The sequence below is a fragment of the Stratiformator vulcanicus genome, from assembly GCF_007744515.1.
GTDB classification, from domain to species: Bacteria; Planctomycetota; Planctomycetia; order Planctomycetales; family Planctomycetaceae; genus Stratiformator; species Stratiformator vulcanicus.
Genome location: NZ_CP036268.1, coordinates 1,675,802 through 1,701,817, shown reverse-complemented (window position 1 = coordinate 1,701,817; position 26,016 = coordinate 1,675,802). Strand labels below are relative to the sequence as shown.

General features: G+C 60.5%; 18 protein-coding genes. 3 read left to right on the top strand and 15 right to left on the bottom strand.

Annotation, left to right across the window (positions count from 1 at the left end):
• Positions 1–24: 24 nt before the first annotated feature.
• From Pan189_RS06515 to Pan189_RS06450, 14 genes are all read right to left on the bottom strand, one after another.
• Positions 25–1,146, bottom strand: coding sequence for a DUF3891 family protein (locus tag Pan189_RS06515; protein WP_145363142.1), 1,122 nt, complete (start codon positions 1,144–1,146; stop codon positions 25–27).
• Positions 1,143–2,081, bottom strand: a complete 939-nt coding sequence (locus Pan189_RS06510; protein WP_145363141.1) for an exonuclease domain-containing protein — start codon at positions 2,079–2,081, stop codon at positions 1,143–1,145. Before Pan189_RS06510 ends, Pan189_RS06515 begins: the two co-directional genes overlap by 4 nt.
• Before the next feature lie 701 nt (positions 2,082–2,782).
• On the bottom strand, positions 2,783–3,262 hold the full coding sequence (locus Pan189_RS06505; RefSeq protein ID WP_145363140.1) for a transposase: 480 nt from the start codon (positions 3,260–3,262) through the stop codon (positions 2,783–2,785).
• 608 nt (positions 3,263–3,870) lie between these two features.
• A complete protein-coding gene (locus Pan189_RS06500) occupies positions 3,871–5,055 on the bottom strand; it encodes an acetate kinase (protein ID WP_310821176.1) in 1,185 nt (394 codons plus the stop codon).
• Positions 5,056–5,362: 307 nt separating this feature from the next.
• Positions 5,363–7,447, bottom strand: a complete 2,085-nt coding sequence (gene pta, locus Pan189_RS06495; RefSeq protein ID WP_145363138.1) for a phosphate acetyltransferase — start codon at positions 7,445–7,447, stop codon at positions 5,363–5,365.
• A gap of 778 nt (positions 7,448–8,225) precedes the next feature.
• Complete coding sequence (locus tag Pan189_RS06490; protein ID WP_310821175.1) at positions 8,226–8,939, bottom strand: aquaporin; 714 nt, start codon at positions 8,937–8,939, stop codon at positions 8,226–8,228.
• Entirely contained in the window at positions 8,939–9,397 is a 459-nt protein-coding gene (locus Pan189_RS06485; RefSeq protein WP_145363137.1) for an arsenate reductase ArsC, read from the bottom strand. Before Pan189_RS06485 ends, Pan189_RS06490 begins: the two co-directional genes overlap by 1 nt.
• An 84-nt stretch (positions 9,398–9,481) precedes the next feature.
• Positions 9,482–10,450, bottom strand: coding sequence for a mechanosensitive ion channel family protein (locus Pan189_RS06480; RefSeq protein WP_310821174.1), 969 nt, complete (start codon positions 10,448–10,450; stop codon positions 9,482–9,484).
• 210 nt (positions 10,451–10,660) lie between these two features.
• The gene (locus Pan189_RS06475; protein ID WP_310821173.1) at positions 10,661–11,410 is read right to left on the bottom strand and encodes a methyltransferase; all 750 of its coding nucleotides are present in this window, start codon (positions 11,408–11,410) and stop codon (positions 10,661–10,663) included.
• Between the two features lie 392 nt (positions 11,411–11,802).
• Complete coding sequence (locus Pan189_RS06470; RefSeq protein WP_145363134.1) at positions 11,803–13,149, bottom strand: autotransporter outer membrane beta-barrel domain-containing protein; 1,347 nt, start codon at positions 13,147–13,149, stop codon at positions 11,803–11,805.
• Positions 13,150–13,309: 160 nt separating this feature from the next.
• Positions 13,310–20,416 carry an excinuclease ABC subunit UvrA gene (gene uvrA, locus Pan189_RS06465; protein ID WP_145363133.1) on the bottom strand — a complete coding sequence of 2,369 codons (7,107 nt, stop codon included), beginning with the start codon at positions 20,414–20,416 and terminating at the stop codon, positions 13,310–13,312.
• Between the two features lie 69 nt (positions 20,417–20,485).
• The gene (locus Pan189_RS06460) at positions 20,486–20,743 is read right to left on the bottom strand and encodes a type II toxin-antitoxin system RelE/ParE family toxin (protein ID WP_145363132.1); all 258 of its coding nucleotides are present in this window, start codon (positions 20,741–20,743) and stop codon (positions 20,486–20,488) included.
• Positions 20,740–20,982 carry a hypothetical protein gene (locus Pan189_RS06455; RefSeq protein WP_145363131.1) on the bottom strand — a complete coding sequence of 81 codons (243 nt, stop codon included), beginning with the start codon at positions 20,980–20,982 and terminating at the stop codon, positions 20,740–20,742. The genes Pan189_RS06460 and Pan189_RS06455 overlap by 4 nt, the downstream gene beginning before the upstream one ends.
• A gap of 169 nt (positions 20,983–21,151) precedes the next feature.
• Entirely contained in the window at positions 21,152–22,114 is a 963-nt protein-coding gene (locus tag Pan189_RS06450; RefSeq protein ID WP_145363130.1) for a DUF1559 domain-containing protein, read from the bottom strand.
• 291 nt (positions 22,115–22,405) lie between these two features.
• Between Pan189_RS06450 and Pan189_RS06445 the strand changes: the two genes are divergently transcribed.
• The 3 genes from Pan189_RS06445 (at position 22,406) to Pan189_RS06435 (ending at position 25,145) form a co-directional block, all read left to right on the top strand.
• The gene (locus Pan189_RS06445; RefSeq protein ID WP_145363129.1) at positions 22,406–22,726 is read left to right on the top strand and encodes an ArsR/SmtB family transcription factor; all 321 of its coding nucleotides are present in this window, start codon (positions 22,406–22,408) and stop codon (positions 22,724–22,726) included.
• A 114-nt stretch (positions 22,727–22,840) separates the two neighbouring features.
• Positions 22,841–23,425: a rhodanese-like domain-containing protein gene (locus tag Pan189_RS06440; RefSeq protein WP_145363128.1), complete on the top strand. Its 585-nt coding sequence runs from the start codon at positions 22,841–22,843 to the stop codon at positions 23,423–23,425.
• A gap of 43 nt (positions 23,426–23,468) precedes the next feature.
• Complete coding sequence (locus Pan189_RS06435) at positions 23,469–25,145, top strand: FAD-dependent oxidoreductase (protein WP_145363127.1); 1,677 nt, start codon at positions 23,469–23,471, stop codon at positions 25,143–25,145.
• Positions 25,146–25,306: 161 nt separating this feature from the next.
• On the opposite strand, the gene Pan189_RS06430 is transcribed toward Pan189_RS06435, so the two are convergent.
• Complete coding sequence (locus tag Pan189_RS06430) at positions 25,307–25,978, bottom strand: SOS response-associated peptidase (protein WP_145363126.1); 672 nt, start codon at positions 25,976–25,978, stop codon at positions 25,307–25,309.
• Positions 25,979–26,016: the final 38 nt, after the last annotated feature.

Below are 26,016 nucleotides of genomic sequence, written 5' to 3'. Positions count from 1 at the left end.
CCAGAGCAAACCGCCGGAAGGCCATCACTCCTTTTGATTTTCACCCGGCACTAAGCGCCATCGGAGTTCGGTTCGCTTCCCTTCATGAATCGCCAGACTCAGTTCCGCATCGTCGCGGAAAGTCCGCCCGGCGACCTGAACCGCGGGCAGCGCGACTTCAACCGGACCGGTTCCCTGAAACGGCCAAGGATCGGCTGAGAATATCTGAAGACGATCCTCATCGCTTGGTTGGGGAGTCAGACTCACGCGCAGGCCTTTGCGTTCTGAGATCGAGAACGTCTCCGGTCGATCGCGCTCCGCCAGACACATCCACAGACTGAGCCAGTCAAAAAACCGGACATAGCGAAACCCGGTATCGATCAATTGATCGTACGAGTCGCCGGCGAAACCGCGCAGCGCCACAAACGATCGGGCCTCACGCACGGTCGACTGCTGATCGAGAAACGTTTCTGCAAACCGTTCAACGTCCGGATCGTCGGCCCGGTCGACAAGTCCGTCCTGCTCTCGCGCATTCTCGCGCCGCGCCAGCATCGCCTCGGCCAAGGCCGTGAAGTGCACGCTGACCCAGATTTCACCGAACGGCGTCGCCCCGTCGAGTTGCAGATCGACCGAGTAAACAGAACCGGCTAACGGGTAGTCGTCCCGCCGAATCACCTTCGCTTCTCGAAGTTCGTCGAGAATCTCAACGATCGTCTCCCGAGGGATGTCCGGTCCGGCCGACACTTCGAGGTCCGCGATCACGTCGTGCAGGGTGAAGGTCGGTCGGTGCGACAGGACCTGCCGCAGGACGATCGCCACTTCGGGCGTCACGTCGATGCCGGCGCGGTCGAGCAGTCCGAGCGCCTCGGCTTCGGACGCGGTCCCCTTGCCTGCCTGTTCCACACTGCGGGCCCAAATCCGGACGGCGTCCTCGATCGGGACATCGAGGAACGATTGCGGGAATCCGGTCTCCGGATCAACTGAGGGGTTCTGCTCCCAGAACCGCCAGCCTTCATCGTGGTCACGAATCGCCGGGAGCAGCATCTGCGGCACCGGCAATTTCGGAATCGTTCGGTTCCCCCACAGCGCAGCCAATCGCGCCGCCAGATGGGCGTGGTCGACCTGAGTGATCAGTAACCAACCGTCTTCGCAGTCCCGTCGAATCATGGCATCAATGATCGCGAGGGCTCGGCGGAAGAATCGGCATCGGCTTCGACCTTGTATTCGAGAATCCGGTCGAGGCGATACTGCTTCCGCTTGCCGTCGCGATGGCAGAAGGCGAGCAGGTACGAGGCACCCCGCCCGCGGATAATTTCCAGTGGAGTGACCGAACGGGCACAGCCCGATCGGCTCCCCCCATCATAAACGATCGAGAGCCGTGCGCCGCTGGAAATGGCGTCAGCAATCCCGCGGGCTTCGGCGGGCAAATCACTATCATCGACGACTCGGCTTCGGGAAGACCGGGCCGGACGATAGGGCCGCCGCTGAGGGATTTGAGCCGAGAAGTGATGAGACGGAGAGAGCGCTAACAGGTCGGCCGCCAACCGCGGCTGTGGCGGCAGCGCGGTCAGATTCAGAAAGACCTCTTTCAAAGCGAGAGAGTCGTCGAGCCCGCGGTGTTCCGAAGACCGGGTTACGGCGAACGCCCGCGTCAGCGCTTTGAGGGAGTAAGAGGGCAGACCGCGAAACCGCCGTCGTGCGAGGCGAACCGAATCGATCACCTGATGCACCGGCGGGACCGTTGACGTTTTCGCCAACGCCGCACTCACAAAGCCGACGTCAAAAGCGGCATTGTGCGCCATCAGGATCGTCGATTCAGCCGAGCCAAAGAAGTCGATCAACTGAGGCAGCACGTCATCGATCGCCGGGGCATCGACCACCATCGCGTCGGTGATTCCGTGCACGCGAATGACTTCGGGCGGAATCTCACGTCCCGGATTGACCAGTTGCTCAAACCGCCCGAGTTCTGTTCCGTCAGCTCGAAAACGAACGGCGCCGACCTCGACGATCTCCCCGAAGGCCGCCGAGCAGCCGGTGGTTTCGAGATCGAAAGCGACGAATTCGATGTCGCCGAGCGACCGCTGAGAAAGCAACTCCCGCATCCGTTCTCCGTCCGTGCTCCAGGAATCGACCTCACCATCGCTCCGACGATCTTACCCGAAACCGCCGCGAAGTGAATCGCACCGCACCGCATTCACCGTCACACCGACGCGTCACACGATAGCCCGAAGCGCAAGCGAGGCCGAGAACTTTTCGGTGAAAGACATGCAAACCTCACCCCGAAGATTTCAATTCGACACCTAACGGCCTCGCTAGCGCGTCGGGCTAGCGAGCATCGACGAAACCTCGACATAAGCCGCGCACGGAGTAAGCGGATCGACCGAAGCGATCGCAACACCAGCAAGTGGGCGTCAACGAGCGACCGAACGAAGCACCGATAGCCCGACGCGCAAGCGAGGCCGAGCAATTTATCCGGTCGAAGACCTCTTCCGCCCGCCCCGGAAATTCCAAATTGCTATCTGTCGGCCTCGCTGGCGCGTCGGGCTATCGAGCATCGACGAAACCTCAACAAGCCGCGCACGGAGTAAGCGGATCATCCGAGGCGATTGAGCAACAGCCGGAAATCGTCACCAATTGATCTGCCAATTCACCGATAGCCCGACGCGCGAGCGAGGCCGAACAACTTTCGGGTCGAAGACCTCTTCCGCCCGCCCCGAAGATTCCAAATCGACACCTGACGGCCTCGCTGGCGCGTCGGGCTAGCGATCGGCGATCACCGCAGAGACTATGGGGACCGCACTGCCTACATCCGGTCACGCCCTTTGCGATCCTGTGCTTCCGTCACATACATGATGCACCGTTCCAGTTGCGAATCAGATCTGACAAATCGAACGCTCCCGCCTTCGGTCCACCATTTGCGACGAGCGCCGTCGATCTCGTCCCGAAGCCTTCGCGTCGCCCATGCTTTCAATTGCTCACGGACGTTTGCCGGATCGACATCGACCGCCGTCACGACCACGTGAACGTGATTCGAACGGACCGCGCAGGCATGCAGGTGCCAATTCCTAATCTCACAATGGCGGTTGATTGTGCGCTCGACGAGTTCTCGGCAGTCTCGCGATAGTTTGACCTCCGACTCCACCATCATCCGATTCGCGATCTCTTTGACGCGACTGTCCGGTGCTTGTTCACCGCAACCTCGCGCGACCCATCCGCGCTCATCACCGGGCATCCATGAGCCGTAAGTGGTCCAAGTCAGGAAGTAGGCAATCACGTCGCTCATTACTGATGCCGTACCGAAACACCGATCCCGTTCGAGTTCAAGCCAATGTCACGATAGCCCGACTCGCGAGCGAGGGCGAGCTTTTTCGCAGTCGAAACCGCATCAACGTTGAAACTGACTAATCAGCGACTGCTCAGACCATTCCCGATTGATCTGCCAATTCGCCGATACCCCGACGCGCAAGCGAGGCCGGAAAACCGTCTTTGTAGAGCGCATCCGAATTCCTTTAATCAATTCTCGCAGGCCGATTTCCTGAGACGCTTCAAAGCTCACTTGGAGAGATTCGATTGAACCCTGACGGCCTCGCTGGCGCGTCGGGCTATTGGTAATGCATGAGCCCCCTCAACAAGCCGCGCACGGAGTAAGCGGATCATCCGAGGCGATTGAGCAACAGCCGGAAATCATCACCGATTGATTTGGCGAATCGCCGATAGCCCGACGCGCGAGCGAGGCCGTAAAACCATTTTGGTCGAGCGAGTTCGAACCCCTTCGATCAATTCCAACAGGCCTATTTTCGAAGGCGTTTTAGAGCTCAGTCGCAGCGATCCCAATCGAAACCGAACGGCCTCGCTGGCGCGTCGGGCTATTCGGCTAATTTGGCGGAACTCTCAATCGCCGACGAGTTCCCAGGTTGCTTCGGCGATCGCGCGTTCTTCGCTTGTGGCAACGACCAGCAGTCGGACGTTGCTTTCGTCGGCGTGGAAGGAGAACTCGCGTCGACCCGCTTCGAGATTTCGATCTTCATCGAAGACGATCCCCAGTTGTTCCAAACCTCGGACCGTGCGCGAGCGAACGACGGCGGAGTTCTCTCCGATCCCGGCCGTGAAGACGACCGCATCCGCACCGCCCAATGCGGCCAGGTAGGCACCGATGTATTTGCGAATGCGGTAGCAGAAAATGTCCAATGCCAGTTCAGCCGCTTCGTTGCCCGCCTCGGCTTTTTGCACGATTCCGCGGACGTCATTCTCGCCGCACAGGCCCTTCAGGCCGCTTTCCTTGTTGAGAAGTCGATCGATGTCTTCGGCGGTTCGACCCGTCTCGCGGATCAAAAACATCGGGATCGCCGGGTCGAGATCGCCGCTGCGGGTTCCCATCACGAGGCCTTCCAAAGGCGTCAGCCCCATGGAGGTGTCGACGCATTCGCCGCCATCGATCGCCGCGACGCTGGCCCCATTGCCCAAGTGCAGCGTGATCAGCTTGAGTTCTTCCAACGGCTTTCGGAGCTGCCGGGCGGCGCGGCGGGCGACGTAGGCGTGCGAGGTGCCGTGCATCCCGTAGCGGCGAATCGCGTGCTTGCGGTAGCACCACGCGGGCAACGCGTATCGATAGGCCCGCGGCGGCATCGTCTGATGAAAGGCCGTATCGAACACGGCGACCTGGGGAACGTCCGGCAGCACCTGCCCGGCCGCTTTGATGCCCTCGACCGCCGCGGGGTTGTGCAGCGGTGCGAGTGGCGCGGCCTTCTTAATCTTATCGATCACCGCCTTCGACACGACGACCGGTTCGCTGAAGCTCTCGCCGCCGTGGACGATGCGGTGACCGACGCCCAGGCACTCAATGCCTCCTCCAAGGACCCCGGCCTCCCGCAGTGCTTCGAAGACCAGCTCGAGTGCTTCGCGGTGATTCGCGGCCGCACTCTTCTCGGTCATCTTCGCACCGCCGCATCGCAGTTCGAGACGTCCTTTCGCCTCACCAATGCGCTCCACAATACCCGAGGCGACGGAGCCGATTTCAGGTGTCGCGAAGATTTCGAACTTGATCGTGGAACTGCCGGAATTCAGAACAAGGAGCATGATGAATATCTTAGAACAGACTGTAGATCAGATAGATTTTGTGAACGTCCCGACGATAAAATTGCTATTGCAAATGGCAGCTTGAAATCAAGATGTCGGATTCAGTCATCACGATCAGCGGCCACCGTCTGCACGACGCACCAATCGACAGCACCCCATGCAGTCGGATCGACGTATATTAGCCGCAGACGCTCTTGCCCGTTAACTGACAGGTGTGCGTCGGACATCCGTGCGTCAGGAACGGTACGCACACGTAGGGCATTCAACGCAGGAGTACGAGTTGAGAGCGCAGCGCAACGGTTCCGAATTACTCGCCCATTTGTGCCTGAATCGCAGTGATCGCGACCGTGTTGACGATGTCGGGCACGGTGCAGCCGCGGCTCAGATCGTTCACCGGTTTTCGCAGCCCCTGTAGCACCGGCCCCACGGCGACCGCGCCCGAGCTGCGCTGCACAGCTTTATAAGTATTGTTACCGGTATTGAGATCCGGAAAGATCAGCACACTGGCTTGGCCGGCGACTTCACTACCAGGAAGCTTCGTCCGCGCGACCGATGGCTCAACGGCAGCGTCGTATTGAATCGGTCCCTCGAGTTTTAGGTCGGGCCGCTGCCCCCGGGCGAGTTCCGTTGCTTTACGGACCTTATCAACGTCCGCCCCCTTGCCGCTTTCGCCCGTCGAATACGACAGCAGCGCGACGCGCGGCTCGATGCCGAATGACTCAGCGGTGACGGCGCTGCTGATCGCAATCTCCGCTAATTCTTCGGCCGTCGGATCCGGATTAACCGCGCAGTCGCCGTAGACGAGGACACGATCGGACAGGCACATAAAGAATACGCTACTAACAAGCGATACGCCCGGAGACGTCTTAATGAATTCGAAAGACGGCCGAATCGTGTGCTGCGTCGTATGCACCGCTCCGGACACCATCCCGTCCGCCTTGCCGAGATGAACCATCATCGTGCCGAAGTAGCTCAGGTCGCGCATCCGATCCCGGGCGGCATCCTCGGTCATACCCTTGTGCTTGCGCAATTCGAAATAGGTCGCACCGAATTCTTCGAGCAGGTCGGAATGTTCCGGGTCGATGAGCTCAAACTGGTCGGAGTCAATTCCGATCGCGGTTGCTTCGCGGCGAATGACGTCGATGTTTCCGAGCAGCGTCACGTCGACGACCCGGCGGCGGTGGAGGATTTCGGCGGCTTTCAAGATCCGCGGCTCCGTCCCTTCCGGCAGAACGATGCGTTTGACGTCGGCTTGCGCTCGCCGAATCAGCTCGTACTCGAACATCAACGGCGTCACGCGAGACGTTTTGACCGAGGTCAAACGCTGTTCCAAAACCGTCGCATCGACGTATTGCTCGAACAGGCCGAGCGCACTGGCGATCTTTCGCTCGTTCTCAGGTCGCAGCACCGCGGGGACCGAGTTGACGTCCATCGCCGTCGTGAATGTGTCGGTCTTGACCGCGAGGATCGGCACCGGTGCCAAGCCGGCAATAACCGCTTTGACCGCCGGTTCCGGAACGAGACCGCCCGTCAACACGACACCCGCGATCGTCTGACTGTTGCTCGAAAGCACGCTGGTGATCGCCGCAAGCAGAATGTCGGACCGGTCTCCCGGAGTGATAACCAGGTTGCCTTCCTTGAGTCGCTCCAAAAAGTGCGGCACCTGCATCGCCGCAACGACATACTTGCGAACTTCGCGATCGAGTCCCGACGGGTCGCCGAAGAGCAACTCGGCTTCGATCGCTACGGCAATTTCGCCAAGCGTCGGCTTATCGAGAACCGGGTCCCCAGGCACAAGGTAGACCGGAATGCCGTCGGGAGAGATGTTCGACAGCCGCGCCTGCAGCCGGTCCAATCTCTCCGGTGAAGCATGATTGACGATCGCGGCGACGACTTCACAATTCCGGTCCGCCAACTGATCGAGCACGATTAGCAGCGCATCGCTCACGTCGGAATCTCGCTTGTCACGCGCCGACAGGACCGGCAGCACGTTGCACCCGAGATTCGCCGCCAGGCTCGCATTTAAGTCGAACTCGTAAGCCGGGGCGAGACCGTGAAAGCTCGTCCCCTCCAGCACGACGAAATCGGACTCCGCCTTGAGCGACTGATATTTCTGCAAGACGATCTTGATGAGTTCGTCGACGCGATCGGCCGCCAAGAGTTCGCGGGCCTGCTCGCGGTTCATCCCGTAGAGTCGCTGCGGGTCATGGGGCAATTGATAGCGGGTCCGCATCAGCGTCAGGCTCTGATCGGCCTCCGGCGTCGAACTTACGATCGGTCGGAAGAAGGCCAGCCGATTCGTGTGGCGACTGGCCACCTCCATGACGCCCAACGCGACCATGCTCTTGCCCGTCCGCGATTCAGACGTCGCGACGTACACACTCTCAGCCATGATTTCTTACCCGCCACAGGCATTCCGACTTCACCGGACATCCGGTCGATCGATGATTTATGGGAATGCCCGGCCGGAAAGCAAGCGGCGCTCCGAACACATGCCCGCATCCAAATGTGATCACAAATCGCGGGTCGAAATAATTTGAGGCTGATGCAGACCGCCCGACGTATGATGCAGGGCGAAGAGGTTACAACAACAGCCTCGCTGGCGCGTCGGGCTAGCGAGCGTGGAAGCGCCCTCAATACAAGCCGCGCACGAAGTAAGCGGGTCGATCGATCGAAGCGATCGTAATTTCATTCCAAGAGCGTCGCCGATTGATCTGTCGAATCCCCTCTAGCCCGACGCGCGAGCGAGGCCGAAAATCATTCCGGCCAACTTATTTCAAAATCCTGTCGCCTTTCTTGGCTCACCAGTTGACTTAGTTGTTACCGGGCTCGCCAAGGACGATTCCAATCAAAGCCTGACAGCCTCGCTGGCGCGTCGGGCTAGCGAGCATGGAAGCGCCCTCAAGACAAGCCGCGCACGAAGTAAGCGGGTCGATCGATCGAAGCGATCGTATTATCAGCCAAAAGCCGTCACCGAGTGATCCGGCGAATTACCGATAGCCCGACGCGCAAGCGAGGCCGAAGTTTCATTCCGGCCGAGACACTTCGGAACTCCCAACAAAGTCTAGCCCGCAAATTTCCGAAGACGGGGCGAAGCTCGCGCCGGTGCATCGCAATCGAAACCTGACGGCCTCGCTGGCGCGTCGGGCTAGCGAGATTGCGAGGCTTCCTCATTGAACCTCCGAAGGGTGTTCCATCGGCCGTCTCAATAAGAAGTAGAGCGGGACCGCGAGCAGGCTGCCGAGCAGAGGTCCGCCGAAATAAATTCCGAGGTGCTGCAGATCACCCGCCAATAAAGCCGGGCCGAGCGAACGGGCCGGATTCATTGAGGCCCCGCAGATCGGGCCGGCGAACATCGCTTCCAACGCGACAACGCCCCCGACCGCGACCCCCGCCATCAGTCCCTGCTCTTTCGATCCGGTCGCCACACGCAGAATGACGAACATCAGGATCGCTGTCAAAATCGCCTCAAGCACGAATGATTCGAAGGCCAGTATCCGACCGCCGATGTCAGCCGGATTCGTTTGCCCGAGTGTTTCTGCAAAAGGGAACAGGCCTTTCAAAGTGGCCGCCGCCGCGATCGCACCGGCGAATTGTGCGATGACGAAGCAGACGAATCGAGCAAATTGCAGACGCTGGGCCGCGAGAAATCCGAGCGACACGGCCGGATTCAAATGCGCGCCTGAGACGTCGCCGACGGCATAAATCATCGCCATCACGATCAGGCCGAACGTCAGTCCGATCCCCGCATTCCCAACCGCGCCAGCGGTCAGGCTGTCGAATACGATCGCCCCGCAACCGGCGAATACCAGGCAATATGTCCCGATGAATTCGGCCAGCGCCATGCGGGCCAATGCGGTCGGGCTATCCGAGGGGGTACTCATTATTGCTGCAATCCGTGCTCACGCAGCAGTGCCGGCAACCCCTCGACGAACGATTTGATCTCGTCGCGGACGCGTCGATAAATCGGCAGGGCCTCGTCTTCTGACTTCGCATCCGCGGCCAGCTTCGGCGGGTCATCGAATGGCCGATGCACGATCGTCGTTTTGCCGGGAAATGTGGGGCAGGTCTCGTCTGCGTGTCCGCACACGGTGACCACCAGATCGATTGTGTCCGGCTCGCAGGCGTCGATCGCCTTGCTCTCGTGGGCACTGATATCGATCCCCGCCTCGTCCATCACTTTGACGGCAAGGGTATTGAGCTTGTTCGGATCGACCCCGGCGCTGCACGCATCGATGTCGGAATCAAGCAACGACCGGGCCCAGCCTTCGGCCATTTGGCTGCGGCAGGAATTGCCGGTACACAAAAACAAAACTCGCGGTCGCCCGCGTTGATCGGCCATGAATGACTCCGCGATTGAATAAGTGACAGGCGCGGAATCGTGTCGGTCTTGCGAGTGGATTGCAAGTCGCGGCGGAACGTTCGCTCAGCCGTCCTGGCCCTCGTCGTTTCGCAGGACCGACACCGGCTCCCCGAAGGTGAGCGTGCGCTGCGGAAACGGGATTTCGATGCCGGCTTCGTCGAGCGCGGTTTTGATCGCGATCAGCACTTCATCGCGCGATTCCCGCTCGTCCATCGGAGAGGTCGAAGTCCACCACAGCACATCGAAATTGATCGATGACCCACCGAATTCTGCTCCGAGTACCCGGACAGCGGTCGGCCCTTTGACCGTCGAACACTTCTTGACCGCTTCCAAAATGATCCCTTTCGCCTGTGACAAATCGCAGTCGTACGGCAAGCCGACACTTAAACTGATGCGTCGTGTATTCCGCTCGGTTAAGACCCGCACCGGGTTCTTGAACAACATGCCGTTCGGCACCGTCACGATCTGGCCGTCCGGCTGACGCACAAGCGTGAGCCGAATCGTGATCGCTTCGACCTTCCCGGTGATGCCTTCGCATTCGATGAAGTCACCGGGGTCGAACGGGAACCGCCACAGGATCAGCATCCCCGCGAAGAAGTTCTCGAAGATATCTTTGAACGCGAAGCCGATCGCGACAGAACCCACGCCCAACAATGCGAGTGCCCGAGCCGGCGTCATCCCGGGAAACATCACGACGGCCGCGATCAGAAAGCCGGCAATCCAGATTCCGATCTGCAGCAATTGCCGCAGCAACGATACCAGTCCGACCCGCATTCTGGAGCGACTGATCGTCCGGTTGTAAATGGCTGTAGCGACCTTGGACGTGAGCCACGTCAGAATCAAAACGACCAGACCCGCGATCAGCAACGGCGTGTGAGCGATCGTGCTTTCGACGAGTTCTGACAGACTGTCCCGGACGATGCCGAACGGATCGGCCGCGATCTCCTCGGTCGAAGGACCCTCGGGCGCGGTCGCACTTCCTGCGGATTGTTCCGTCGCGTCAGGCTGCGGCGTCGCGTTCTGCATGGGCATCGGGGGCGCTGATCGGCCGGCTGAGATCGAACCGGTCGGTCGGGGTCGAAGGAATTTTGATGCAGCGTCATACCGCGACACGCCGCAGGCCTTCAACCGAATCAGCCTCTAGAGCGAATTTCCCGTAAGTGTAGCGGTTTCCGGCGGCGATTCTTCAAATTTTGTAGGCGTTGTGCGTCCGATAGCCGCTACAGATAGCAGGAATCTGCTCTAGGCCGCTCGCGAACGGCAAAAAAACCACTCCATGGGTGCTCCGCGTTTTTCGGCGAGCAGCGTTTGGCGGGTCGCGACGTCAAACGCTTCCAACTCATCGTAGTGGTAGACCCGCGGCTTTTCGGGGTCGTCGATCGAGCAAATGACTTCGATGTCGTGCGTCGCTTCGAACACGCTTCGCAGGTGCGGCGAGATCGACGGGTCGAAGTTGTCGTGAACTTCAATCAGCACGTCGTGCCCGGCAATCGCCGCGACCGATCGAGCATTGAACAGTGTTTTCTCATAGCCCTCGCAGTCACTGACGATCAGCGACTTGCCGCGGAAGGGAATTTGAACGAGCACGCCGCGATCGCAGGTCGAACCGAGTCGCAGACGATCGGCCACACCGTTGAGTTCGGCCATTTTCCGGCACAGCCGCGCCGCCTTCGGATTCGTATCGAAGGCGTGAATCGTGGCCCGCGGCAACCGCATCGCGAGACCGACCGCGTAATAGCCCTCGGCACAGCCGATATCGACGACGTCTGTGTACGGCGTTTTGCAGATGCGTTCGAGCAGGGGATGCAACTCCCGCTCATAGCTGCCGAGCAGCTTCGGAAACAGCGCACTTCCGGACGACTTCAACCGCGGATATTTCAGACCTTTGAAGACGCCGTGGCGAACGACACCGTCGGGGGTGATCGTTCGCAGGGCCCGCTCGGTCAGCCGAGCCCGTCGACGTCGGTCACGCTTTTCGGGCGAGGGTCGCACGCGATTGCGTATCGATGTCAAGACTCTGCCGAGGTCGATCGACAAGCGGCCCGGCGGTCTCTGAGTTCTCGCGGTCTCTACGATCGAAGCCACTGAATTCTTCCCACGTGTTGATTCCCAAACATCCCGCCCATCGATGACCTACGAGTCAAATCTGAGTGGCACGGACAACGTCCGTGCAGCGCAGCTGCCAGAGCATTAAGTTGCCGACCACAATCGACATTCGATGCCGGATTGGATGGGAAACCTTTGACTGAGTGCTCTTGCCGCTGTGCGACCCGGACGTTGTCCGGGCCACTCTTGACCCAACGATGCGATCACAGACAGACACGAAGTCGGGATTGGTAGGAAAAATTCGACGATCAGAGAAGTCGGGTTCGCTTCTGAGCCACTCACCAGGTGAACAGCAGACCGGCGTTGCCCGCGTGGACCATCGCGTCGTCGCTCATCGCCGTGTCGTATTGCAGGGTGATGGCCGTCGTGTTGTACAAGGCGAAGGTCGCCCCGGCTCCGAGCACCGCGAAGTTATCGTCCCCCGCCGCCCCGCGAACAATGAACGGCACACCCGGTGCTCCGGTGAACGCGGCGGTCGTGGTCGACTGGTCCGCCAGAAAATCGTGCATCCACCAAGCCCGTAGTTCGGGCAGAAAGAGCAGGCCCCGGCGAAGTTCTCTACGCCCGGTGACCCGACCCCCGAGCCGAAAATCGAACGCGTCGACCGCCGCCGACCCGAAGGCCAGCGAGGCATCGGACGCGCCATTCTCTACGAAACTGTCTCGCCAAAGTCGGATGTAGCGGAAACCGATCAGCGGTTGCACGGCGACGTTGCAGGTCGGTTGGAGCGTCGTCCCCAATTCGAACGACGTATCGAAATTATGGGCATCGAATTCCGTCGCGCTGGCGAATCGAAAGATGTCGCAGTACTCGAGCCGTCGACTCGACGCGAAGGTGTCGTACCCGTAATTGACGCTGCCGAGAATGTAGAAGTCGTCACCGAGAAAACGACCGAATAAACTGCCGCGATAGGTGTCGGAATCAACGCCGCCGAGCCGGTTATCCGGATCAAATTCCCCGTTGGCGTAGCCGAACGCACCACCGAGCAAGAGCGAATCGCCGAACGGAATGCTGATTCCCGTCAGCACACCGTAGGCGTCCGAGTCAAACCCGATTGGGTCGTTCGGATCGCTGTCGACTTGCGAATCGTACGCGAACAGACGAGCCCACGTACTGGGTCGCGGGTTGCGATAGTACGCCCGCGACCCGCAGGCCCCCCAATTGCCGCAGCCCACGTCCCCGCAATCTTTGCAGGCACTTTGGCCGCGAACGATCGCTCCGCCGGAATAGCCGCCGACGGCGGGCGCGCCGATGATTTGCCCCGGTCGCTCCGGACCGATCGGGCGAATTTGTTCGAGCAGCATGCGATCGAATTGCCGGGTCAATGCCAGCCGCGGGGCAAAGACGCCGGCGACGGCCTCGCCGCTGAGCATCTGCAACCCCTCGCGCTGTTCGGCGGGAGTGATCCCCGGATTCTCAAACGAATCGATCACTTCGAACATGTCATCGCCCGGACTGACGGTCGGACGAATCGTCTCCAAAGCATTCGCAACCGAACGTTGGTTGACCGTCCGGGAAACGGTTCTCAGATCGGTCTGTCCGTGGGCGACCGAAGGAACGATCGTCGCAACCGTCAAAACGGTTGCGAGCGACGCTTTTCGGACGGTCGGGTACGTCCACTGCATATCAGCTCTCGGCGGTCAAATCCGAAAATCGAGCGGTCCGCGCACGGCGCGGCCCTGATTACCGGTCTTATCGGCAGATGAGTCAGAATCGCTAGAGTCGTCTTGACCCGAACATTCGGAATTCACATCCCGGACGACGCGAAAAGATCGGCATTGCGGCTCAAGAAAGCCGCTCCGCAAGAAACGAGCGAAGCTTCGCCGACGAAACCTGAGCGCGCGAAGTAAACCGAAGCTTCACAACGTCACCTTTCGCGCCCGCGGTAACTTCCGGCTTGCGGCCCAGTTCCGCCACCGTTCCGAGCGGCACGCTGCCCGATTCGACCGGCAGGTGCAGCCGTACTCCTCCCTTTCGCTTCGGGAACAGTTCCGCCGCGACCTTGCCCCCCTTGCGATAGATCACTTTGGTTTTGCCGCTCCAGTCAACGTCGAGGCCGGAGCCCGAGGCTTCGATCAACGTACACAACTCGTCGGTCAGTTCCGGTTGGTTGGCGTTGGCGCCGTTTGCGAGTCCCTTCTGCGAGGTATGCCACTTCCGCCCAAGCACTTTCCACGGTGCAAGTTCCGTGAGATCGAGCTTCGTTTGCTCGGCCTGTGCAAGAAATGCTCTCTTCGCCTCTTTCAGGAAGTTCTTGAACGCCTTCGTCTCGACCTCTTCCTGCCAGTGAACTTTGAATGTGACCTCCTGCCACGGGCCGCGGATGTTCTTCACCCACAACCGCGGGTCGGGTCCGTAGACCGGGAGGTCTTCCAATTCGTCGGCGGGTGGGAGATCAATTTTCCGGGCGAGCGACGCCTCCGTGAAGTAATTTTTCTTCACCCGGAAGGTGAGCATCAGGAACCATTCCTGCCCCGTCTTCGCGTGCAGGAACCAGCCCCCCTGCTTCGATTGGCCAAGCACCTCGACGACGCTTTTGTGATTGAAGTTCGGCTCGGCGAACCCGCCCATCATCTCCAATTCCGCGAGCACGCTCAGCAACGCCCCGCCTTCCCATTTGGCGGGCTTCCCGTTGTGAGCGAGCCGTTTCTCGGTGTGCCAGAGCAAACCATCGACCTGCCAGGGCATTTTGGCATCGCGGCCGACCTGTTTGACGTCGACGTCCCCTGAGCGTTTCTTCGCTTCCCGCTTGATGTCGAACGAAGCCCGCTCCGCCCGCTGACTCGACTCCAACACAGGCGCAAGAAGTCGCGCCGTATGAGAAACGAATCTTCCCGCTTCTCGCTTCTCCCTTCTCGCTTCTCCCTTACTCTCGACTAACTCCTCCGGCGTTCCCTCCGCGACGATGCGACCGCCGCCGACGCCTGCTTCGGGGCCGAGGTCGACGAGCCAGTCGGCGGTCTTGATTACGTCGAGGTTGTGCTCGATCACGACCACGGTGTTGCCGAGATCGACGAGGCTGTTGAGCACTGTCAGCAGCTTGGCGATGTCGTCAAAGTGCAGCCCCGTCGTCGGTTCATCGAGCAGATAGAGCGTCCGCCCGCTGTTCGGCCGCGCGAGTTCCGCCGCGAGTTTCACCCGTTGGGCTTCGCCGCCGGAAAGGGTCGGAGCCGACTGCCCGAGCGTCAGGTAATCGAGCCCGATCGCGCACAGCACTCCGAGCACCGAGCGGATCTTCGGCACGTTCTCGAACAGTTCATACGCCTCGCCGATCGGCATCTCCAGCACGTCGGAGATGCTTCGTCCGCGGAATTGCACCGCGAGAGTTTCGGCGTTGTAGCGCTTGCCGCGGCAGGTTTCGCACTCGACCCACACGTCGGGCAGGAAGTGCATTTCGATCTTCTTCTGGCCGAGGCCTTCGCAGTCCTCGCAGCGTCCCCCGGGTCGATTGAAGCTGAACCGCCCCGGTTTGTAGCCGCGGACTTTGGCATCGGGCAGTCGCGCGAATAGCTCGCGGACCTGATCGAACACGCCGGTGTAGGTCGCGGGGTTCGATGCGGGCGTGTTGCCGAGCGGTTGCTGATCGACGGCGATGATCTTGCCGATCTTTTCGACGCCACGCAGCTGACCGAACGGCCCCGGCGTGTCCCCCGCCATGTTGAGTCGCCGCGCGACCGCCGGCGCGAGCGTGCCCTCGATCAGCGAACTCTTCCCCGACCCGGAGACGCCCGTGATGCACGTGAGCGTCGCGAGCGGAACTCGCAGATCGACGCCGCGCAGGTTGTGGTGGTTGCAACCCGTCAATTCGAGCCAACCGGCATCGTGCTCGGGGAGGGGGTGTCGGTGCGTCGGTGCGTCTGTGCGAACTTCTTTCGCGTGCTCACGCCCACTCCCACCGACGCCCACTCGCCTCACCGTAGGCACCGGGATCGAGGCTCGATCGGCCAGATATCGCCCGGTTAGCGATGACTTCTTCCGCGCGACCTGCTTGGGAGTCCCCTCCGCCGTGACCTGCCCGCCAAGGCGTCCGGCACCGGGGCCGAAGTCGTAAATGCGGTCCGACGCTTCGATGACTTCGCGGTCATGCTCGACGAGCACCACCGTATTGCCGAGGTCGCGCAGCTTCGCGAGCGCTCCGATCAATCGACCGTTGTCGCGCGGGTGCAGACCGATCGTCGGTTCGTCGAGGACGTACAGCACACCCGTCAGCGACCGCCCGATCTGCCCTGCGAGGCGGATGCGCTGGCTTTCCCCGCCTGAGAGCGACGGCATCGTGCGGTCCATTGCAAGGTATTCGAGCCCGACGTCGACCAGGAACCGCAGCCGACTCGTCGCTTCGTCCAACAGGTCTCCCGCGACCCCCTTCTCCGCCTTCTTCAGCTTGACGTTCTGGAGCCACTCGAACGCCTCCCCCATCGGAAGCTTGCAAAGTTGCGGCAGCGTGACGTCGCGGAAGCGAAATGCGGCGGCATCGTCGCGGACCCGGTCGCCGTCGCATGCCGAGCAGGGCATCTCGCCGACCATGTCGCGCATCTTCTGCCGGTAGTGATACGACAGCCGCGAGGCTTCGTTCATCGCCGGGTATAGACCCTTGTAGGTGAACCCGAAGGCCGGCTCCGACTTCGTCGCGGGGACGGTGACCTCGCGATCGGACCCGTAGAAGACCACGCGCTGCTTCCGCGGGTCGAGACGATAGAACGGTGCGTCGAGATCGAGGCCGAAGGTCTTCGCCATCGCCTCCAGCATCCGCGCGAACAGCGGGTTCTCCGCCGGCTTCGGCCATGCGGTGATTGCCCCCTCGCGTAGCGACAGATTCTCATTCGCCACGAGCACCGAGCGATCGGTTCCCGTCTCGACGCCAAGGCCTTCGCAGGCATCGCACCAACCGAGAGGGCTGTTGAACGAGAAGTTCTGCGGCGTCAGATGCTCGAAGCTGCGATCGCACTGTGGACAGGCGAAGTGCTGGCTGAACCGCCGCACCTGCCAGTCAGGCTCGGCGATCTCAGTGTCGGCAATCGCGACCCGCAGCACGCCCCGGCCGACCGACAACGCCGACTCAATACTGTCCGCGATCCGGCTGCGGTTCTTCGCGTCGATCGTCACCCGGTCAACGACCACTTCCACCCTGTGATCGCCCCGGTGCGAGATGTCCGGGACTTCGTCAATCGAATACGTCTCCCCGTCGATTCGGACCCGCTGATACCCGTCCGCTTTGAGTTTCTCCCACAATCGCTCGAACGACTCGCCCTTGTGGATGACAAGCGGCGCCATGAGCAATGCACGCATTCCGCTCGTCTCATCCGCTTTCCGCTTTCCGTTTTCCGCTTTTTCTAACCCGATCACCCGCTCGACGATCTCATCCGTCGTGCTCTGCCCAACGGGGATCTCACAATCGGGACAAAACGGCGTGCCGAGGCGAGCGAAGAGAATGCGGAGATAGTCGTAGATTTCCGTGACTGTGCCGACGGTGCTGCGGGGTGTGCTGCCGACGGTCTTCTGCTCGATCGCGATCGCCGGGGAGAGGCCGTGGACGTGTTCGACCTTCGGCTTCGGCATCTGGCCGAGGAACTGCCGGGCGTACGCTGACAGCGATTCGACGTACCGCCGCTGCCCCTCGGCATAGAGCGTGTCCATCGCGAGCGAGCTCTTGCCGCTGCCGCTCGGCCCGCTGAAGACGCTCATCCGATTCCGCGGGATCGTCACGTCGAGGTCCTGCAGATTGTGCTGCCGGGCCCCGCGGATGGTGATCTCCTTCGTCGAATCGCCGTTCGTTGAAGGCGCAATCTGCCAACGATTCCGGGGAGACGCGAGAGCGGACGCGCCGTTCTCCTTCGCCTTCTCGCCTTCTCGCCCCAACGCACCGATGTCCAACACCGACCGCAACGCCCGTCCGGTGAACGACTCCTCACACACCGCGATCTCTTCCGGCGTACCGGTCGCGACGATCCGTCCGCCGCCGGCGCCCCCTTCGGGGCCAAGGTCGATCACCCAGTCGGCGGTCTTGATGACATCGAGGTTGTGCTCGACCACGAGCACCGTGTTGCCCTGATCGACGAGGCTGTGCAGCACGTCGAGCAGTTTGTGAACGTCGGCGAAGTGCAGCCCGGTCGTCGGTTCATCGAGCACGTAAAACGTCTTACCGGTCGTTCGCTTGCCGAGTTCACGCGAGAGCTTGATCCGCTGGGCTTCGCCCCCAGACAGCGTCGGCGACGGCTGCCCCAGCTTGATGTAATCGAGCCCGACGTCGTGCAGCGTCTTGAGGAAGCGATTGACCTTCGGCACGTGCTCGAAGTGAGTCAGCGCCTCCTGCACGTCCATGGCGAGAACGTCGGCGATGCTCTTGCCTTTGAACTCGATCTCCAACGTTTCGCGGTTGAAGCGTCGCCCCTCGCAGACCGGACACTGCACCCAGATATCAGCGAGGAAATCCATCTCGAGCTTCGTCGCGCCGTATCCCTCACACGCCTCGCAGCGCCCCCCGGGGACATTGAAGCTGAACCGCCCCGGCCCGTAACCCCGGACCTTCGCCTCCGGCACCTTCGTGTAGAGCGCACGAATCTCGTCGAAGAGTTTCGTGTAGGTCGCGGGGTTGGAGCGAGGTGTCCGGCCGATCGGCGACTGATCGATGTCGATCGCCTTGTCGAGCAGATCGATGCCTTCGAACACATCGTGCGGTCCGGGATCGCCGTTGCCGCCGTTCACGTCCCGATTGAGCACCTGCCATAGAATGTCGTTGACGAGCGAACTCTTCCCCGAGCCGCTGACGCCCGTGACACACATGAACGTTCCGAGCGGGAACTCTGCTTCGATGGCCTTGAGGTTGTTGTGAGTCGCGCCGGTGATGCGGAGGGAGCGGGCGTCGGGGCGAGCGGGCGTCGGTGCGTCGTCCTTGCGCTTGCCGGCTTTCCGCTTTCCGCTCTTCGCTTTCCCGCTCGCGCCTCCGACTTTTCGCCGTTCACTCGGGACCTCGATCACCTTCCGGCCGCTCAGATACGCCCCGGTCAGGCTTTTCTTGTTCTTCAACACGTCTTCGACGGTGCCGTCGACCACGATCTCGCCGCCGCGGATGCCGGGGCCGGGGCCGAAGTCGATCACACGGTCGGCTGCCCGCATCGTCTCCTCGTCGTGCTCGACCACGATGACCGTATTGCCCTGATCGCGGAGGTCTTCGAGACTCTCCAGCAGCATTGCGTTGTCGCGCGGGTGCAGGCCGATCGACGGTTCGTCGAGGATGTAGACGACCCCCACGAGTCCGCAGCCGATCTGTCCCGCGAGGCGAATCCGCTGCGACTCCCCACCGGAGAGCGTCGGGGCGGGACGGTCGAGCGTGAGGTAATGCAATCCGCACCGCAGCAGGAAGCTGAGTCGACCGCGGATTTCCTTCAGCACTTCCTCCGCGATGTGTTGACGGGTCTCGTCGAGTTCGAGTGACTCGAAGAAGTCATAGATATCTTCGATCGAAAGGGCGCAGACTTGGGGGAGCGAGAGTTCCAAGCCCACGGGTTGCAACCCGTGGGCTTGGAATGATTCGCTATTTGATTTGATGCGAACGTTGCGGGCCTGGCGACTGAGGCGCCCGCCCTCGCACGAGGAGCACGTCGTCCACTCCATGAACTTTTCGAGCTGTCGGCGGCGCATCGGGTTGCTCGACGACCGATAGCTCTCGGCGAGTTCCGAAATCACGCCGTCCCATGTGCCGCCGTGCTTCCAGCCCCGCCACGTGTAGGTGACGTGCCGGTCGCCGGTGCCATTGAGGAAGCGATCTCGGGCTTCCTCCGAGAGCTTGTTCCACGGCGTCTTGAGGAGCGTGCCGCCCTTCATCCCGAGGTCTTCTTCGATCGCTTCAGCCGCGCCCTTGTAGAGGTGCTTCCGCCATTTGCCGATCTTGCCGAATGAACCGAGCAATTCGATCGCGCCGCGGCTGACCGACTTCTTCGGGTCGGGAATCAGCAGGTCGAGCACGAAGTCGGACCGCCGGCCGAGGCCGTTGCAGTCGTGGCACATCCCCAATGGACTGTTGAAGCTGAAAAGTTGCGGCGACGGCGGCTCGTAGCTCATCCCGCTCTCGGGGCAACTGTAGTCGGCGCTGTAAAGTTTTTCGGGACCCACGGGGTGCGACCCGTGGGCTTCGCCCTTCTTTTTCTCGTCTCGCCCCTTCCCCCGGCTCTGCCCGCCCTCAGTGACGAGAATGAGGCGCCGTTCGCCCATGCGGAGGGCCGACTCGACGGCTTCGGTTAGGCGGGAGCGGTTTGCTTTGCCCGCGACGAGCCGGTCGATGACCAATTCGATGTTGTGCTTGTAGTGCTTGCGGAGCTTCGGCGGGTTGGTGAGTTCATAAAACTCTCCGTCGATGCGGGCGCGGAGATAGCCCTGCTTGAGCAGGTCCTCGAACAGATCGCGGAATTCGCCCTTTTGGTTTTGAATCAGAGGGGAGAGAATTTGATACTTCGTGCCGTCTTCGAGCGCGGCGATCGCATCGACGATCTGTTCGGTCGTCTGAGCACGGATCGGCAGTCCCGACACGTAGCAGTAGCCCTGCCCCACCCGGGCAAACAGCACGCGGAGATAGTCGTAAATCTCGGTGATCGTGCCGACGGTGCTGCGAGGATTGCGACCGGCCGTTTTCTGCTCGATCGAGATCGACGGCGCCAGCCCGCTGATCGAGTCGACATCGGGCTTGGGCATCTGGCCGAGGAACTGCCGGGCGTAGCTGGAGAGGGACTCGACGTACCGCCGCTGCCCCTCGGCGTAGAGCGTGTCGAACGCGAGCGAACTCTTCCCCGAGCCGCTCACGCCCGTCATCACGATGAGCTGATCCTTCGGCAGCCGGAGGTCAACGTTCTGCAGATTATGTTCGCGAGCACCGCGAATAATGATGTCGGAGGCGGGCATTCAGGGGGGCGAACTTGGACCGAAGCCAGTTGAATTGAAACGGACAAGAAGCGAGGGCGAAACGAGCGATCAACCGGGGTAGCGAAAGACATCGATTACGTGAACGGCGGATTCTTCATCAATAATCCGGAATACGATTGCGAGTGGCCCGGCGAACGCGATCCGTTCTTGGTTTCCGTAGCGATCCGTATCGACTCGCGGATCTTGCTCTGCAGATCGATCGAAGCGGTCGACCGCTTCGGTCAGCCTCTGGCGATCTCTCGCGGCTGACCAAATCTCGGCCAACTCGCGTTGGGCCGGTGCGGTCCACGTGACCTGCCACTTCACGGGAACTTTTTCCGCAGGTCATCGAGCACTTCCGCAGTTGTCTTACCGCGACCATCGTAGTCTCCGGTGGCAAGCGGACGAGTGCGGTGCCGCTCTTCCGCGTACTCCAACGCCTTCAACAGTTTCTCCGAGCGAAACAGCCCGAGGACGTTGCCTTCCGCGTCGACGAACTCGATCGGTTCCATCGCATCCGCCAACTCCGCGGCTGATGCGTCGTCAGGAAAAATCTGGCTCCTCATTATTATTTCCAGCGCAATAAAGGTTCGGACAGAGCGACAGTTCGACGATTCATGGTCAACCGTGGCGACTGCGTGCTACGCGCATCGTGTTTGGCACGCCTTGTGTGAATTATAGCCCTTTGGTCGAAGGGCGACACGCGGCGTCAACAGTCCGGCCATGTGCGGTCGGCTAAAACTCTCCGACGACCTGGCCGTCTGATTTGTTGACCAAATTGTCGTACACGACGATGTCGAGGTTTTCGCTCAGGAAGTGGACCGAACCGTCGCACAGCAGGTGGTGTGCTCCGCCGACGTGAAAGCTGGACGGGCCCCATTCTTGCTCGATGGGAATCATGAGTGCGTTGCCGGGATTTTGCGCTCCGCTCTGCGGGAAGAACGGATTGTGGTTGATCGCGGTCGTCAATCCACCGAGGAAGGGATTCGTTCCGGACACGTCCGCGAACCTCGCTGTGAGCGTGGCGGTCGAGCCGTCGATCCAGACAGAACCGTTCTGGTCGCGGGTCTCCGCAATCACGACCGTGTTCGAAGTACCGTCGGTGATGTCGCGAAATTTCGTGTTACTGGCCGGAAACAAGACCCCCTCAGCGGTACCGGCAGACCCGAGACTGGCGACAGTCACTGCCCCCATGCCCGCGTAGTTCCGAATCGCAAATTGATCGAATCCGACGACCGAGGTGTAGAGCGTTTCATTGGTGAAGTCACCACCCGAAAAACTCGGGCACCGATAGAACGGAAGCACCTGCGAGGCGACGTCCTGATTGGCCGGATCAAGCGCGGAAATCTCGTAGTTCACGCTGTTGTAAAGATTGGCTGCCTCAAGATACGGCAGCAGCAGGCTCGCCCAGCTATGCAGGTGAATCGAAGGATCGGTCGGTCCGGTTGCCGTCGGATAGCGCCACACGCCGTCGCCGATATCGCTGGTGCTGCTCGGTGGAAAGACGCCGTGAGCACTTTCGTAATTGTGCAGCGCGAGCCCGAGTTGTTTGACGTTATTTTTGCATTGCGTCCGCCGAGCCGCCTCGCGGGCTTGCTGCACGGCGGGCAGCAGCAGCGCGATCAGGATGGCGATGATCGCAATCACAACCAATAGTTCGATGAGCGTAAATCCGCGGGGAGCTGTGGGGCGGGGCATGGGCGAAGCTTTCTTAGCGGGGAACCTGTGAGCGACGTCGATCGAAACGCCTACCGAACAGTCGAACTCGGCGGCCCGATTCCAGACCGCTCGTTATTGGGACGCATTCCGCCCGGTTTCGCAACATACGGGCTGAACTGTGGCGAATTATCGCTTCCTGTCTAATCGGGTCACCGACGGACTGTCAAACAATAGCCATAAATGTAGCGCCGTTATTGCCCGAGTCCAGCAAACAACGACAGCCGCCCCCTGATGTTGACATATCGTGACATCACGATATAATTGAGTATTATGCATTCACAGACCAATCGAACCCGCACCAGTGAGTCCCTGCTCGATCTCGACACGCTCAAGCAAGCCGCTGAGTGTCTCAAGACCGTCGCGCATCCGCATCGGCTACGAGTCATTCAAATGCTGCTGCGAGGTCGGTACACGGTCGGCGAACTCGCCGCCGCCTGCGAAATCCCGAGTCACATGGCATCGGAACACCTGCGATTGATGCAGCGGAGTGGGCTGCTCAAAAGCGAGCGGGACGGTCGGAAGACCTATTACGAAGTGGCCGAACCACACTTGGCTGATTTAATGGCCTGCATCGAGGGCCGATTCGGTTGATCAAGCTTCAACCGCGCGGACTGAAGCCGAGGAAGTGACGCGAAAATATGTCGAATTGTTGCGATCTGTCCACATTCGAAGCGAGAGAAAAATTCTTTTTGAAAGGGAGAGCGAATGTCCGTTTCATCCATTAGCCCGCAGGAACTCCACGACCGCGCGAAAAACGATCCGTCGATCGAATTGATCGACGTTCGTACGCCGGCCGAATACCGCGAGGTCCATGCGACCATGGCCCGTAACGTCCCGCTCGACGGCCTTAAACCGGAGGATCTCACCGGCGAGCACTCCGAAGATCAGCCGCTTTATTTCATTTGCCGCTCCGGTAGCCGCGGCAGCAAGGCGTGCGAAGCAATGGCTTCATCTGGCTTTGACAATGCCGTCAACGTCGAGGGCGGGACTCTCGCGTGGGAATCGGCCGACCTGCCGGTTGTTCGCGGCCAAAAGACAATGTCACTCGAACGGCAGGTCCGGATCGCCGCAGGCAGCCTCGTCGTTTTGGGAGCCGTCCTCGCCTTAGCCGTTCACCCCTACTTTGTGGGATTGAGTGCGTTCGTAGGAGCTGGGCTCGTATTCGCTGGTATCACTGACACCTGCGGTATGGGGATGCTGATCTCGAAGATGCCGTGGAATCAGGTCTCGGCCAACGCGTCGGAAGATTCGATCGACAATTCACCGGTTGATCAGCCCGCGGAAACTTAATACCGAAGTCATTAAGAAATCGGAAAGCCGGAGACGAAGACCGATGGCGGGACGAAACGCGAATGCACCACGAATTCTAATCGTCGGCGGAGTGGCCGGAGGGGCGAGCGCCGCAACTCGCGCCCGTCGATGTAACGAGTCGGCCGAAATCGTGATCTTTGAGAAAGGCCCTTACGTCTCGTTCGCCAATTGTGGGCTGCCCTATCACGTGGGGGGCGAAATCGAAGACCGCGACAAATTGCTCGTTGCAACGCCGGAGTTATTTCAGCAACGCTTCAACATCGATGTCCGGGTCGAACACGAAGTGCTTTCGATCGATCGCGAAAATCGATCGATTAAGGTCCGAGGCCCACACGGTGAATCGAACGAGCCATACGATCGCTTAATCCTTTCGCCCGGCGCGGAGCCGATCGTCCCCCCCTTTGCCAAAGGGACATTCAAGAACGTCTTCAATCTTTGGACGATGCCTGACATGGACGCGATCCTGTCGCGGCTCGGGAAGGCCGCACCAAAACGGGCCGTGGTCGTCGGTGCTGGCTTCGTTGGTTTGGAAGTCGTCGAGCAATTGCAACGGCGCGGACTCGACGTGTCGCTCGTTGAAAAGTCTCCGCACGTGCTGCCGCCGCTTGACGTTGAGATGGCCCGAATCGTCGAGCGAGAACTGCGGGATCACGAGGTCGACCTCCATACGGGCAACGGGATTGCGGGCCTGAGGAGCAATGACGGCATCGCCTCCGCGGCGGTGCTGGATGATGAAACAAATCTGGAGGCCGACCTGTTCATCCTCTCGATCGGCGTTCGCCCGAGGACCAAACTTGCCGCTGATGCCGGGCTTGAAATTGGAGAGGCCAGGGGAATCAGAGTCAATGAGTCGATGCAAACGTCCGACCCGAATATTTACGCCGTCGGCGACGCCGTGGAGTACGAGCACGGCGTACTCCATCGGCCGGCCCGCGTTCCACTGGCCGGCCCGGCGAATCGAGCCGGTCGCATCGCGGGCGAACATGCCGCGACCGGAAGATCGTCGGCCATGGCATCGGTAATGGGCACAGCCGTTGTTCGCGTCTTCGAAAAGACGGTCGCCCTGACCGGAATCTCAGAAACGATGGCGAAACGCGAACACAAACGCGTCCGCTCGGCCATCATCCGAGCGACCAATCACGCGGGCTACTTCCCCGGGGCGGAGCCGCTGGTGCTGAAGTTGATTTATGAAGAAGGCTTCGGCCGAATCCTCGGCGCACAATGCGTCGGCGGTGAGGGCGTCGACAAGAGGATCGACGTGATCGCCACGGCAATGCACTTCGGGGCGACGGTCGAAGATCTCGCCGGGCTCGACCTCGCCTACGCCCCACCGTTTGGTAGCGCAAAAGACCCCGTTCACATGGCCGCGTTTGTCGCCGCCAACGACCTGGATGCACGCCCGCCGCTGTTGCCACCCGGCACCGTGTTGGACGGCTATCAGGTTGTCGATGTCCGCACCGCTTCAGAAATCGAAACACTTCCACTTAAGGGAGCCGTTCATATCCCGATCGATGAGTTGCGAGAACGGGCCAACGAAATTGACCCGAAGCGTCCGACCGTCGTCGTCTGTCACTCGGCGAAGCGGGCTCACGTCGGAGCAATGCTGCTCTGCGGCCTCGGCTTTCAGGACGTTCGCAATTTGACCGGCGGAATGTCCATTCGCTCGCTGGTGGAACCCGTCGGTGAATCGACCACGTAGTTTAAAAACGGGTTGGGTCGAACACACCGCTCTAAGAGTGATTTCAAACCGTCTGACATACAAGCCCGAGGCGCAAGCCGCCGGGAGAATCACAGATTGATCGACCATCGTTCTGTGCCGCGGGCTCGTATTGAAACTACCGTTCGTACGCCAAATCTAATCTAATTTGACGCGACCGGCTCAATACATTCGCGGCTATCGTTCCGAGGATTATTTACGACCGTCGAAACCGCGTAAGCTGTTAATGCATCACTCTCGTATGGCTTGAGCAATCCCGACAGCTCGTTCCCGTCCGATTCCTCGGCAAGCCACATGCCGAAGTCACCCTTCCCGATAATCAGCGGCATCCGGTTGTGAATCGACTTCATCAAATCGTTCGGCGGGACGGTGATGACGGCAAAAGTTTCCGAGGATGAACCGTCTTCGGCTTCCCAGCGATTCCACAGCCCCCCGAGACAAAACGGCTCACCCGACTCAAGTCCGATTTGGAACGGCTGCTTCCCGTCTTCGCTCGCCTTCCATTCATAGAAACCGCTGACGGGAATCAGGCAGCGATGATGTCGAAAGCTGCCGGTCCAGTACCGCCCCGATTCAATCGACTCCGCTTTGGCGTTAATCGGTTGCGGTTGCTTCGGCTTCCACCACGGAGGCCGGAACCCCCATTTCAGAAAGTCGGCCGATAGGGTTTGCCCGATCTCCCGCACGGCCAGCACCGGCTGCGATGGCGCGATGTTATATCGCGGTTCGATATCAGGAAATTGAAGTTGCTCGAATTCGGTGAAGAGCTTTGAAAGGTCTTGATTGCTCGTCCGCAAATTGATTCGGCCACACATCAAGTTCTCCGTCAAATTCGGCCGACACAATAACGATT